Raw genomic sequence first — 12,931 nt, forward strand, 5'->3', positions numbered from 1 at the left:
GCAGATTCTGCCAGGGGTTTTGCGGGCCTCCGGGGTTCAGCGGCGCAGGCGCAGACCCTTCGGGGTCACGTGGAAGCCCGCCGACACCAGTGCGGTGTCCACCGGGGTGCCGAACACCTCCGCGCCGTCGGCGCGCTCCACCGTCAACGACTCCACCGCACCCGTGTGCACCAGCTCCGCCACGGCGCGGGCGGCCCGATCCAGCAGCGCCGGAGGCGAACCGAAGGTCAGCACCGAGCGCCCGCCCCGGCCCAAGTAGAGGGTGAGTCGGCCACCATCGATCACCACCAGTGCTCCCGCCGTGCGCCCCGGGCGATGCGACTGAGCGATGCCCTCCGAACCGGCCGGCCAGGCCAGCGCCGCTCCGAACGGGTTCGCGGGATCCGTGGCGGCCAGCACCACCGGGGTTTCGGGGTCACCGGGTTCCGCACCGGAGACGGCCCGCAGCCGGTCCACCGCGCCGGGCAGGGCGAACTGCGCACCGCCCAACCCTTCCACGAAGTAGCCCCGGCGGACCTGTCCGGCCTCCTCCATCGACCGCAGCACCCGGTACTCGTCCGGTGAGATGCCCCGCCCCTGCCGCCCCTTGAGCAGCAGCCCGTCGCGTTCCAACCGGGCCTCCACCCGGGCCAGTGTGCGCCGGGTGGGGTCCGGATCGGGCACCGGTAGTGCCGACCAGCGGCCCGCCGCCGTGGGCGGGCCCGAACGGGTGGGCATCACCGGGCGCCGCCGGGCGCGGGAGGAGGACCGGCGCGGCGCGGGCCCGGCGCCCAGCACCGCGCGCAGCGGGGCCAGGGTGTCGTTGGTGACACAGCCCGACCACACCAGATCCCACACGGCCGCCACCAGATCGGCGTCGGAGACCACCGCCCCGCCCAGAGCCCGGGCCACCCGGTCGGCAACGTCACGGAAGAACAGCGCCCCGCCCTCCCGCAGCACTTCCAGGACGGTCTCGGCCAGTGTGCCCTCCTGGGGAGAGAAGGGTTCGGGCAGCAGCAGGGGTGCTTCATCCGCGGGGACCAGAGCCAACCAGCCGTCCTCACCCGGCAGCGTCCCGGTACCGGCCCACACGACCTCACCGGCCTGGGTGAGCGCGTCCAGCCCGGCCGGGGAGTAGCCCTCCACTCGTGCGGGCAGCACCGTCGACTCCAAAGCCGACGCCACCAGGGGCGCGCCCCGCAACGACTCCACCGCCTCGAACACCGCGTCCGGGCCGCGCAGCCGCTCACCCGGCACGGCCCGCTGCCACAGCGGCAGGAACCGGGCCAGCCCCGAGGGGGCCACCGGCTCGACCTCCCGACGTAGCCGGGCGACCGACCCCCGCCGCAACCGGCGCAGCACGTCGTCGTCACACCACTCGGTGCCCGCGCCGCCGGGCCGGAACCCGCCCCGCACCACCCGGCCGCGCCGGACCAGCTCCCGCAGCGCGCCCTCCACCACGTCCGCGGCCAGACCCAGCCGTTCAGCGGCCTCCGCCGAGGTGAACGGCCCGTGCGTGCGCGCGTACCGGGACACCAGGTCCGCCACCGGTGCCGCCACCGGTTCCAGGAACACGGCGGGCACCCCGGGCGGCGGTTCGGCGCCCAGGGCGTCGCGCAGCCGCGCCACGTCCTCCACAGCACACCAGCGTTCGGCCCCGGCCACCCGCATCCGCACCGCGCGCCCGACCGACGCCAGTTCGGACAGCCACTCCTGGCGCGCACCCCGCTCGGCCGCCTCCGCGGTGCTCAGCGGGCCCACCTCCCGCAGCAGATCGGCGGCGCCCTCCAGGTCCTTCACCGGGGCGGCCACCCGCTGCAACAGGGCGCCAGTGTGCGCCACCACCTCCGGGTCCAGCAGCTCCCGCAGGTCCGCGCTGCCGAGTAGATCCGCCAGCAGCGACGGATCCAGGGTGAGCGCCTGCGCACGCAGCTCGGCGGCCGGGGCGTCCCCCTCGTACAGGAACGCCGCCGTGTACTCCATCAGCAGCGACCGGGCGAACGGCGAAGCCTGCCGGGTCTCCACCTCCACCACCCGCACCCGCCGCGCCCGCACGTCGGAGAGCACCTCCGCCAGCGCGGGCACGTCAAACACGTCCCGTAGGCACTCGCGCACCGTCTCCAGCACGATCGGGAACGACCCGTACCGGCCCGCCACCGAAAGCAGGTGCTGGGACCGCAACCGCTGCTGCCACAGCGGCATCCGCCGGTCCGGGCGCTGCCGGGGCAGCAGCAACGCCCGCGCCGCGCACTCGCGGAACCGGGACGCGAACAGCGCCGACCCGGTGAGTTCGTCGATGACCAGCGCCTCCACCGTCTCCGGGGGTATCGACACCAGGTCGGCCAGCTCGCCCGCCCGGCCGATCCCGCCCAGCTCCACGTCCGGCAGGCGCAGCACGATCCCGTCGTCGCCGTGCACCACCTGACCGTCCGTACCGAACCGCTCGCGCATTCGTCCGGCGATGGCCAGCGCCCAGGGCGCGTGCACGCGTGCGCCCAGCGGGGAGTGCACCACCGCCCGCCAGTCGCCCACCTGGTCCTTGAAGCGCTCGATCACCACCGTGCGGTCGTCGGGCACACTCCCGGTGGCTTCCCGCTGCTCGGCAACGTACTCCACGAGGTTGTCGGCGGCCCACCCGTCCAGCCCCGCTGCGGCGGCCAGCTCACGCCCGGCATCGTGGTCGCGTCCGGCCAGCTCACGGGTCATGGCGCCGACCGCGCGCCCCAGCTCCACCGGTCGACCGAGCGCGTCCGCCTTCCAGAACGGCATCCGGCCGGGCCGCCCGGGCGCGGGGGAGACCATCACCCGGTTGGCGGTGATCGCCTCGATCCGCCACGAGGTCGAACCCAGCACGAACACGTCGCCCACCCGCGACTCGTACACCATCTCCTCGTCCAGCTCACCGACCCGGGTGGGCGCCTTCCCGCCGGTGTCCGAGGCCAGGTGGACCCCGTACAGGCCCCGGTCCGGGATGGTACCGCCGCTGATCACCGCCAGCCGCTGGGCGCCCGGCCGGGCCCGCAGCACGTCCTCCTCGCGGTCCCACACCACCCGCGGGCGCAGCTCGGCGAACTCGTCCGAGGGGTAGCGGCCCGACAGCATGTCCAGCACTGACGCCAGTACCGAGTCGGCCAGGTCGGCGAAGGGGGCCGCCCGCCGGACCAGGGCGGCCAGCTCCGCCACCGGCCGATCGTCCATGGACACCATCGCCACGACCTGCTGCGAGAGCACGTCCAGGGGGTTGCGCGGCATCTCCAGCCGCTCGATCCCGCCCGCACGCATTCGCTCGGTCACCACGGTGGTCGCCAGCAGGTCGCCCCGGTACTGGGGCAGGAACACCCCGCGCGAGGTCTCGCCCACCTGGTGCCCCGCGCGCCCGACCCGCTGGAGCCCGCTGGCCACCGACGGCGGAGCGGCCACCTGGACCACCAGGTCCACCGCGCCCATGTCCACGCCCAGCTCCAGGCTGGAGGTGGCCACCACGCAGCGCAGCCGCCCCTCCTTCAGGTCGTCCTCGACGAGCGCTCGCTCGGCCTTGGACATCGACCCGTGGTGGGTGCGGGCGATCACCGGTGCCCCGCCCCGGCTCTGTTCGGACTGCGCGATGACCTGCGCGGCGACCTCCTCCTCGGGGAGACCGCCGTCGACGCGTTCGGCGTACAGGTCGTTGAGCCGTGCGCACAGCTTCTCCGCTGTGCGGCGGCCGTTGGTGAACACGATGGTGGAGCGGTGCGCCTCGACCAGCTCCAGGACCCGACGCTCCACGTGCGGCCACACCGAACCCCGGGCCATGGTGTTGCCCGTGCGCGGGTCCGGGGGCAGGCCCTCGGCGGTCGCGGGCGGGCTGCCCGGATCGTCCAGGTCCGGTACCGGGGCCTCCACCCGCAGCTCCATGTGCGGGGTGTCCGGCGGCGCGACGATCGTGGCGTCGCCGGGCCCGGCCGCGGTGCCGTTCGCACCCGTGCCGCTCAGATACGCCGCGACGGTCTCGCGCGGGCGGACGGTGGCGGACAGGCCGATCCGTTGGGCCGGGCGGTCCAGCAGCTCCGACAGGCGTTCCAGACTCAGCGCCAGGTGCGCGCCGCGCTTGGTCCCGGCCAGGGCGTGCACCTCGTCGACGATGACCGTCTCCACCCCGGCCAGCCCTTCACGGGCCTTGGAGGTGAGCACCAGGAAGAGGGATTCGGGGGTAGTGATGAGCACGTCCGGCGGGTGGGTAGCCATCCGGCGCCGTTCCTGGGCGGGGGTGTCCCCGGTGCGCACGCCCACGGTGACCGGGGACAGGCTCTCGCCCGAAGCCTCGGCCGCCGCCGCGATCCCGGCCAACGGTTGGCGGAGATTGCGCTCCACGTCCACCGCCAGGGCCTTGAGCGGTGACACGTACAGGACCCGGCAACGCCTGGCGCGGTCCTCGGGAATGGGTGCGTGGGTGAGCCGGTCCAGAGACCACAGGAAGGCCGACAGCGTCTTTCCGGAGCCGGTCGGCGCCACCACCAGGGTGTCGTCGCCCGCCGAGACCGCCCGCCAGGCCTGCGTCTGGGCTTGGGTGGGGCCGTTCGGGAAGGCCCGTTCGAACCAGGCCCGGGTCGCCGCTCCGAAGGGTTCCAGGGGGTCACGCGCTCCGCTCATCCCGCCAGTCTGCCCAAGGGCTCCGACAGACCGGGGAGGACACCCGGGGCCGGGGCCGCCGGAGAACCGCCCGGACCCGTCCTGTGGACAACTCCCCGGCGCTTGCCCCGGTCACCCATACTGGAGCCGATGAGACTCACAGCTTTCTGGAACAACATGCACGCCCAGTTCGGGGAGGGCTACGCACACAGCCTCGCCAAGGACTTCGTCATCGAGCAGCTCGGCTCCCGCACCATCAACCAGGCGCTGGCCGACGGCATCGGGGTCAAGGAGGTCTGGCGCGCCGTGTGTGACGCGTTCGACCTTCCCGCCTCTGTCCGCTGACCTCAGCGGACCCCGCCACACGTAAAAACCGAGATGGTCGGGGTTTGCGCCGGACTTCGAACATGAGTTCGGGTATTCTGGGTTTTCGGCACCCGGACGTCGAGCGTCGCGATTGTCGTACCGACCGCGTAGCGTCTTTCCATCATGAAGAAAAAGACATCAACCCAACAGGGGAACCCCGTGGCAGCAGCAGGCCAAGACAAGGCTCTCGAGACAGCGCTCGCGCAGATCGAGCGGCAGTTCGGCAAGGGCTCCATCATGCGGTTGGGCGACGACGAGCGCCCGCCGATCGAGGCGATCCCCACCGGCGCCATCGCCCTGGACGTCGCGCTGGGTATCGGCGGCCTGCCCAAGGGCAGGGTCGTCGAGGTCTACGGCCCCGAGTCCAGTGGTAAGACCACCGTCGCCCTGCACGCGGTGGCCAGCGCCCAGAAGATGGGCGGCATTGCCGCCTTCGTGGACGCCGAGCACGCGCTGGACCCCGAGTACGCCAAGAAGATCGGCGTCGACACCGACAACCTCCTCCTCTCGCAGCCGGACACCGGTGAGCAGGCGCTGGAGATCGTCGACATGCTCATCCGCTCCGGCGCCGTCTCCATCATCGTGATCGACTCCGTGGCCGCCCTGGTGCCCCGCGCCGAGATCGAGGGCGAGATGGGCGACAGCCACGTCGGCCTCCAGGCCCGGCTCATGTCCCAGGCGCTGCGCAAGATCGCCGGTGCCCTGCACACCACCGGCACCACCGCGATCTTCATCAACCAGCTCCGGGAAAAGGTAGGGGTGATGTTCGGGTGCATGAACTACAGCACCCGGGTGACCCTCGCCGACGGTACGCAGGAGAAGATCGGCAAGATCGTCAACCAGAAGATGGACGTGGAGGTCCTCTCCTACGACCCCGAACGGGACGAGGTCGTCCCCCGTCGTGTCGTCAACTGGTTCGACAACGGCGTGGCTGACCACTTCCTCCAGTTCACCGTGGCCCGTTCGGGCAAGAACGGGCGCTCCCAGTTCGCCGCGACACCCAACCACCTCGTTCGGACCCCGGGCGGATGGCGTGAGGCCGGAGAGCTCCTTCCCGGTGACCGGGTGCTCACCGCGCAAACGCACTACCTCAACGAGCAGCAGCGACAGGTGGTCTTCGGCTCCCTGATGGGCGACGGAAACCTCTCCCCCAACACCAGTGGGCGTGACGGAACGCGCTTCAGGATGGGGCACGGGGCGGCGCAGGCCGACTACCTCGACTGGAAGGTCTCCCTGCTCGGCAACATCGGGTGCAGCCGGACCAGCAATGACAAGGAAGCGGTCTTCGCTGACTTCACCCCGCTGCCCGAGCTCGCAGAGTTGCGTGAAGCCGTGTACTTCGGGGACGGAAAGAAGCACCTGAGCTGGGAGTACATCAAGGCGCTCACCCCGATGGCGTTGGCTGTCTGGTACATGGACGATGGTTGCTTCACCGTGCGGTCCAAGGGCATGCAGGTCCGAACCGAGGGTGGCAGCGGCCGTATCGAGATCTGTGTCGAAGCGATGAGCCCCGGAACCCGGGATCGGCTCGTGGACTACCTGCGCGACACCCACGACCTTGACGTCAAGCTGGTCGCGCGTGGCAGTGCGCGCAAGTACTTCATCCAGTTCACCACGGCCGCCAGCGCGCAGTTCCAGAAGCTGGTGGCGCCGTACGTGCACGAGTCCATGGCCTACAAGCTGCTGCCGCGTTACCAGGGCCAGTGCCAGGTGACCCCGGAAGTCTCCGAGCCAGTGGAACGTCTGGTGGCCTCTGAAATCCTGGACATCCAGGTCAAGCCGGAGACCCGCAGCATGCACAAGTTCGACATCGAGGTGGAGGGCAACCACAACTACTTCGTCGACGGCGTCATGGTGCACAACAGCCCTGAGACCACCACCGGTGGTAAGGCGCTGAAGTTCTACGCCTCGGTCCGCCTGGACGTACGCCGCATCGAAACGCTCAAGGACGGCACCGACGCGGTCGGCAACCGCACCCGCGTCAAGGTCGTGAAGAACAAGGTCGCGCCGCCCTTCAAGCAGGCCGAGTTCGACATCCTCTACGGTGTCGGCGTCTCCCGCGAGGGCAGCCTCATCGACCTGGGCGTCGAGCACGCCATCGTGCGCAAGTCCGGCGCCTGGTACACCTACGACGGCACCCAGCTCGGGCAGGGCAAGGAGAACGCCCGCAACTTCCTGCGCGAGAACGTGGACCTGGCCAAGGAGATCGAGAAGAAGATCAAGGAGAAGCTGGGCATTCCCGGTTCGGGTGATGACAGTGCCTCCGCCCCCGCCAAGGACGAGGCCAAGGCCGACCCGGCCAAGCCCGAGGAAGCCAAGGCCCCCGCCAAGCGCCCCGCCGTCAAGACCACCAAGGCCGCCACCCCGGATGCGTGAGCGGCGCTGGTCAGCTGACCGTACCGGAACGGCCGAGACCGATCCGGTGAGCGCCGACGAGGAAACCCCTCCGGGCGGGATTGGCCCGCCCGGAGAGGACCCCGGTAACGGGCAGACCGAGGACAACGCAGACCTGGAGAACAAGGCCAGGAACCTCGTCCTGCGGATGCTCACCCACTCCCCGCGCACCCGCGCCCAGCTTGAACGCTCCCTGCACCGCAAGGAGTACCCGGACGAGGTGGTGGAGAAGGTCCTCAACGGCCTCGACGAGGCCGGGCTGATCGACGACGCGGCCTTCGCTCAGGCCTGGGTCAACTCACGGCAGTACAGCCGACACCTGTCCCGCCGTGCCCTGACCCAGGAGCTGCGCACCCGCGGCGTGGAGGAGGAGACCGTCCGCGAGGCGGTCGCCGAGGTCAGCGACGAGGACGAACAGGACGGTGCCCGTGCCCTGGCCCGCAAGAGCCTGCGGGGCAGCCGCACCAAGGAGAAGGAGGCCCGGATCCGCCGGGCCCTGGGCGTCCTGGCCCGCAAGGGCTACCCGGGCGGCCTCTCCTACCGCATCGTCCGCGAGGAACTGGAGCAGGAGGGCCTGGAAGCCGACCTGGACTCCGGGGAGTTCTGACCCCGCGGTCCAGAAGCACTCGGCTGGAACGTCTGGGCGGGTGGGCACCCTGCCGTGGCTCAGGAACTCAGAGCCCGTCTGTTGCCCCGTCGGGCGACCGCGGTGCGTTACCTCTGAGGGGCGGCATCCGAGTGCCCTGGAAGCCGGCCCAGCAGGTCAGGGCGGGGGCCAGTTTGGCGGCGGTTTCTGGGGCGCTGTGTTCCAGTTCCCCGATGAGGACCGTGACCAGGGCGGACAGGGCTCGGCTGATCTCCAGGGCCGTCAGGGAACGGGGCAGGGTCGGTTCCAGCGACCGCGTGAACTCCTCCGAGAGCAGGTGGGCGCCCTTGGCGTACTCCGTGGGCAGGCCCAGCCGCAGGCAGGACAGGCTGATGACCTGGGTGCGCAGCGCGCCGAGCCAGTGCTCGGCCTGCCACAGGCGTCCGCGCTCCAGGCACACGCGTACGTGCCGGACGTGGTGCCAGGCGAGGCCGACCAGCAGGTCGTGCCGGGGCGCGGGGAAGGGCTCGCGTGCGGGGTCCGGGCCGAACACCGCACGCCAACGCGGACCACGGGCGCCGTACTCGGTCTCGGGGAGGAAGGAAACATCAGCCTCCACCCCGTTGGTCAGCAGATACACCCGGATGACCCGCGCGTCCGCGGTGGGCAGGTCCCAGTGGTGCAGGACCCCGAACTCCGAGTCCAGCCACCGCGTCCACTCGGCCGCCACGGACTCGGGCGGGTGAGCCACGCCCAGCGCCACATCAACGTCGGACCAGCGGTCGGTGTCGCCGATGCCGAGCGAACCGGTGAAGGCCGCGGCGAGCACCGCCTCGTCCGCCCGGGCCTGTTCGACCAGCCGGTCCCGGACTCGGGCGAGGGCCTCGGAGCCGCTCACTCCCGCTCCGCCGTCGTCCTCTCGACCGGCGTGTGCTCCACCGGTTCCCGGACCACCGGTTCGCCGGTTCCGGCGGTCACACCGGAGACCGGGGTGACCTCGGGAAGCGGCTCGGCTACGGGCAGGTCGTCCTCCGGATCCGCGGTGCGGGGTTCGGGGGGTTCGGTGGTCAGCTCCATCGGGGCCACGTCCGGCTCGAAACCGAACACCTTGGCGTAGAAGGCCAGCTCCGTCTCCAGGGTGCGCACTCGCGCCGCCTCGGTGCGGAAGCCGTGCGCCTCGCCCTCGAACTCCAGCAGCGCGTGCGGAACCCGCCGCTCGCCCAGCGCCGTCGCCATCCGGAAGGACTGGTCGGGGGTGACCACCTTGTCGTCCAGGCCCTGGAACAGCAGCACCGGGACGTCGATCTCGCCGATCCGGTTGATCGGAGAGCGCTCCCGGTAGGTCTCCACGAAGCCCGGCAGCGTCCCGACCAGGGTGTCCAGGAAATGTGACTCGAAGTCGTGCGTGGTCTCGACCAGCCCCAGTAGGTCGGCCACACCGAAGTACGACACCCCGCAGGCGAAGGTGTCCCCGGTCAGTGCCAGCAGGGCGGTGAGGCCGCCCGCGCTCGGGCCGCGGATGGCCAGGCGCTCGGGGTCGGCCAGCCCCTGCTCCACCAGGGCCCGGGCCGCGGCGGTGCAGTCCTCGACGTCCACCGCGCCCCACTCCTTGTGCAGGCGCTTGCGGTAGGAGCGCCCGTACCCGGTGGAACCGCCGTAGTCCACGTCCACCACACCGATCCCGCGGCTGGTGAAGTAGGCCTTGACCAGGTCCAGCGAGCGGTTGGCATGGCCGATCGGGCCGCCGTGCGCCCACACCACGTACGGGGCCGGGCCATCGGAGGAGACCTCGGGGTTGGTGGGCGGGTACACGTTGGCGTGCACCGTCGCCCCGTAGCGGCCCGGCAGTGTCTCTATGTGCGGTTCGGGCAGGTAAGCGGGGTTCACCGGCTCCGTCACGGACCGCCGGAGCACCTCCACCGTGCGCTGGACCGGGTCCAGCCGCACCAGGCAGCCCGCGGTGTCCGTCGAGGCGGCGATCGCCACCACGCTGGTGCCGTCCGAGTCCAGCTGTGACCACGAGGTGAGTTCGGTGCTGACCGGCTCCAGGTCCAGGGTGTCGGGGTCGTACACGCTCGGCCGCATCGCGGTGTCGCCGTGCAGGGCCACGACCTTCCCCGAGTCCAGCACGCGAAAGCAGCGGTCGCCCAGCCGCCACGGCGGGGAGTGGAACTCCTCCTCGGCCGGGTACAGGGCGAGCGCCTGACCCTTGAGCCCGGCCTGGTAGAGGTTCCAGAAGCCCGGCCAGTCCGAGGCCAGGTACAGCGTGGCGTCGTCCGCCCAGACGGGGGAGAGCACGGACTCGTCCACCCCGCCTTTGACCGTGTACTCCCCGACCAGCCCGGTCCCGGTCAGTTCGCCCACCCGTAGCTCGGTGCCGTCCCAGGGCATCCTCGGGTGGTTCCACCGCACGTAGGCCAGGCGGGTGCCGTCCGGGGAGAGCGTGGGGGAGGCGTAGAAGTGCGCACCCGAGACCAGCTCACGGATCGCGGCGGGGTCCTGGGCACCCCGCCCGGAGAGCGGGACCGACACGATCGAGCGGCGAGCGGTGCCCTCCGCGTGCTGTTCGCGCACGCACAGCAGCTGCTTGCCGTCGGTGCTCAGCGCGGGGTCGGCGTAGCGCAGCGCCCCGGGCACGACGGGCTCGGGGGTGAGCGGGACGGGTTCCCTGGCGCCGCGTTCCAGCAGGTACAGGCGCTGGTCCGCGGAGTTGGCGAAGACCACGCCCACGCGGGCGATGGCCTTGTCATCGCGGCGGGGAACCGGGAGGTAGGAACGGCCGCCGTACTCGTGCACCCTGGTGCCCACGCTCCAAGGGAGGGGCAGCAGGTCGTGCACGGTACCGTCCGCGTCGCGCCGCACGAGCGTCGTACGGCCCTCCTCGGCCGGGCGGTACTCCTCCCACCAGACCTCGGCGCCCAGAACGGAGGGGTACGCCATCTGGTGCACGCCTCGGGCGACGTCACCGGCGCTGATGGGTGATGGCCAGGAGCCGTGGGGGCTCGACAGTTCAGACATGTCCCGCTCAGGATGGGTCGTGGGTGTGATCAGATGACATGTCGACCTTAGTGCCCAGGTTCCGGTTGGGGGAGGCCGAAAACCACCCTGTATCGCTCCCGGTTTCCGTCACCCCCGCCGTGCCCGCTCCGGCGCGTCGTCACTCACCCGACAAGCCTTGTCCGGTAACGCTTAGCGGGAGTGTGAACACGACCCGGACATCGTTTTCCTTTCGTGACGCCGGTGACACAGGCGAGGCAGGGTGGGGAGTTTATGATTTCGCGGATATCACGTGGTGGCAGATGGGTATCGGGTGGCTCCGGATACGGGTCGGTTCGCGCCGATTCCGAGCTGAACGCCCGGGGAGGGAACATCGTCACCGAACTGCTAGAGAGGATGCCAGCGATGAGCAAGGGACGCAGGACCGCTCGGATCTCCGTGGCGATCGCCGCGGCCGGCGTGGTCGCGTTGTCCGCGTGCGCGGCGCCGGACGACGTCGAAGGTCCGGGCTCCGGCAACGGCGACGGGGATGTGGAGGAAGTGTTCCTCCAGCTGGCGACCGGTTCCACCGGCGGCACCTACTACCCGCTCGGTGGTGAGATCGCCCAGCTGTGGGGTGACAACATCGACGGCCTCCAGGTGGACACGTTCGCCACCGGAGCCTCCGTGCAGAACCTCAGGGCTCTGGAAGGCGAGACCGAGGACGACGAGGCCGGCTCGATCGACCAGAGCGAACTCATCATGTCGGTCAACGGCGTGGCGATGCAGGCCCAGAACAGCACCGGTCCGTTCGCGGACGAGCCGCTGGCCAGCCCGGACGACCTGTACGCCATGGGCAACATCTACCCCGAGGTCATGCAGGTCGTCGTCCGTGCCGACTCGGACATCGAGACGATCGCGGACCTCGAGGGTGCCAACGTGGAGATCGGTCCGCCCGGCAGCGGTACCGAGGTGGCCGCCCGGCAGATCCTCGAGGCCTACGGCCTGGACCCGGACAGCGACATCAACGCGTTCGACAGCACCTTCGGCGACGCGGCCACGGCGCTCGGCGACGGTCAGGTCGACGCCGCCTTCGGCATCCTGTCGGTTCCCGCCGCGGGCATCATGGAGGTCTCCGCGAGCAACGACGTGCGCATCCTGGCGGTCGACGGCGACGAGGCCGAGCAGCTGATCGAGGAGGACCCCAGCTACAGCCCGCTCACCATCGACGGCGGCACGTACAACGGTCAGGACGACGACGTCGTCACCCTCACCCAGTGGGCGACCCTGTACAGCACGTCCGCCCTGGACGAGGACCTGGCCTACGAGCTCACCCGCGTGATGTACGAGGAAGCGGGTTCGATCGGCCACGACGTCGGTAGCCAGGTGGTGCTGGAGACCGCTCTCGACGGTCTCGGTGACATCGAGGTTCACCCGGGGTCGGCCCGGTTCTTCGAGGAGCAGGGCATCCTCGACTGATGATCCTCCAAGGCGGGGCCGTCCGGTGGATACCGGGCGGCCCTGCGCTTGTGCTGGTTCTGTTGATGCTGACGGTGCTGTTGAGCGACTCCGCCGGGCCCGGGCCCGCCTGGTTCGGGGCTCGGGGACACGAGACCGGTGACGTGCTCCTGAGCCTGCCGGTCGAGCTGGGCCAGCGCGTCGAGCTCGTCCACACGCACTCCGTGCACCGGCGGCCGGTACACGAGGTCTACTCGGTCTCGGTCTCCGACGGGCTGCTGATGGAGGAGATCCGGTTCGACGCGCACGGCGCCAATCTTCCTTCGGGGCCCGAAACCATCGGCGGCGTGACGACGACCTTCGAACGCGTGGGTTCCGGGTACCGCGCCGATCACCACGGGCGCCCCCTCGGGACGGTCAGGATGGTGGTCGGCAGCGGGGACGTCGACCACCGTCTGGTGGTCGGAGACAAGGAGATCCGCCTACTGGACCTCGCGGAACCGGGCACGAGGATCGAGTTGTACACCTGGACGCACCTGCGTGATCCGGGTGAGTGAGCTGACG

General features: G+C 70.9%; 8 protein-coding genes. 5 read left to right on the top strand and 3 right to left on the bottom strand.

Annotated elements, in window-relative coordinates:
• Positions 1–36: 36 nt before the first annotated feature.
• Positions 37–4,608 carry an ATP-dependent helicase gene (locus D457_RS0105080; RefSeq protein ID WP_017579562.1) on the bottom strand — a complete coding sequence of 1,524 codons (4,572 nt, stop codon included), beginning with the start codon at positions 4,606–4,608 and terminating at the stop codon, positions 37–39.
• A 129-nt stretch (positions 4,609–4,737) separates the two neighbouring features.
• On the opposite strand from D457_RS0105080, the gene D457_RS0105085 reads away from it, so the two are divergent.
• From D457_RS0105085 to D457_RS0105095, 3 genes are all read left to right on the top strand, one after another.
• A complete protein-coding gene (locus tag D457_RS0105085; RefSeq protein ID WP_026116346.1) occupies positions 4,738–4,932 on the top strand; it encodes a DUF3046 domain-containing protein in 195 nt (64 codons plus the stop codon).
• Between the two features lie 180 nt (positions 4,933–5,112).
• Complete coding sequence (recA, locus tag D457_RS0105090) at positions 5,113–7,329, top strand: intein-containing recombinase RecA (RefSeq protein WP_017579564.1); 2,217 nt, start codon at positions 5,113–5,115, stop codon at positions 7,327–7,329.
• Complete coding sequence (locus D457_RS0105095; protein WP_026116347.1) at positions 7,322–7,954, top strand: regulatory protein RecX; 633 nt, start codon at positions 7,322–7,324, stop codon at positions 7,952–7,954. The genes recA and D457_RS0105095 overlap by 8 nt, the downstream gene beginning before the upstream one ends.
• Before the next feature lie 67 nt (positions 7,955–8,021).
• On the opposite strand, the gene D457_RS0105100 is transcribed toward D457_RS0105095, so the two are convergent.
• Both D457_RS0105100 and D457_RS0105105 read right to left on the bottom strand, forming a co-directional pair.
• Entirely contained in the window at positions 8,022–8,831 is an 810-nt protein-coding gene (locus tag D457_RS0105100) for a hypothetical protein (protein ID WP_017579566.1), read from the bottom strand.
• Positions 8,828–10,951 (bottom strand): S9 family peptidase, encoded by a 2,124-nt coding sequence (locus tag D457_RS0105105; protein ID WP_051072871.1) that lies wholly within the window; start codon positions 10,949–10,951, stop codon positions 8,828–8,830. Before D457_RS0105105 ends, D457_RS0105100 begins: the two co-directional genes overlap by 4 nt.
• Before the next feature lie 384 nt (positions 10,952–11,335).
• Here D457_RS0105105 and D457_RS0105110 point away from each other — a divergent pair, with 384 nt between their 5' ends.
• Positions 11,336–12,388: a TAXI family TRAP transporter solute-binding subunit gene (locus D457_RS0105110; RefSeq protein ID WP_017579568.1), complete on the top strand. Its 1,053-nt coding sequence runs from the start codon at positions 11,336–11,338 to the stop codon at positions 12,386–12,388.
• A 50-nt stretch (positions 12,389–12,438) separates the two neighbouring features.
• Positions 12,439–12,924 carry a DUF1850 domain-containing protein gene (locus D457_RS31925; protein WP_017579569.1) on the top strand — a complete coding sequence of 162 codons (486 nt, stop codon included), beginning with the start codon at positions 12,439–12,441 and terminating at the stop codon, positions 12,922–12,924.
• Positions 12,925–12,931 lie beyond the last annotated feature (7 nt).

It is taken from the genome of Nocardiopsis valliformis DSM 45023 (assembly GCF_000340985.1).
In the GTDB taxonomy this organism is placed as follows: Bacteria; Actinomycetota; Actinomycetes; order Streptosporangiales; family Streptosporangiaceae; genus Nocardiopsis; species Nocardiopsis exhalans.

Excerpts from the sequence above, each read along its gene's own strand:
- D457_RS0105080 (WP_017579562.1), bottom strand. The coding sequence starts at position 4,608 with ATGAGCGGAGCGCGTGACCCCCTGGAACCCTTCGGAGCGGCGACCCGG.
- D457_RS0105085 (WP_026116346.1), top strand. The coding sequence starts at position 4,738 with ATGAGACTCACAGCTTTCTGGAACAACATGCACGCCCAGTTCGGGGAG.
- D457_RS0105095 (WP_026116347.1), top strand. The coding sequence starts at position 7,322 with ATGCGTGAGCGGCGCTGGTCAGCTGACCGTACCGGAACGGCCGAGACC.
- D457_RS0105105 (WP_051072871.1), bottom strand. The coding sequence starts at position 10,951 with ATGTCTGAACTGTCGAGCCCCCACGGCTCCTGGCCATCACCCATCAGC.
- D457_RS0105110 (WP_017579568.1), top strand. The coding sequence starts at position 11,336 with ATGAGCAAGGGACGCAGGACCGCTCGGATCTCCGTGGCGATCGCCGCG.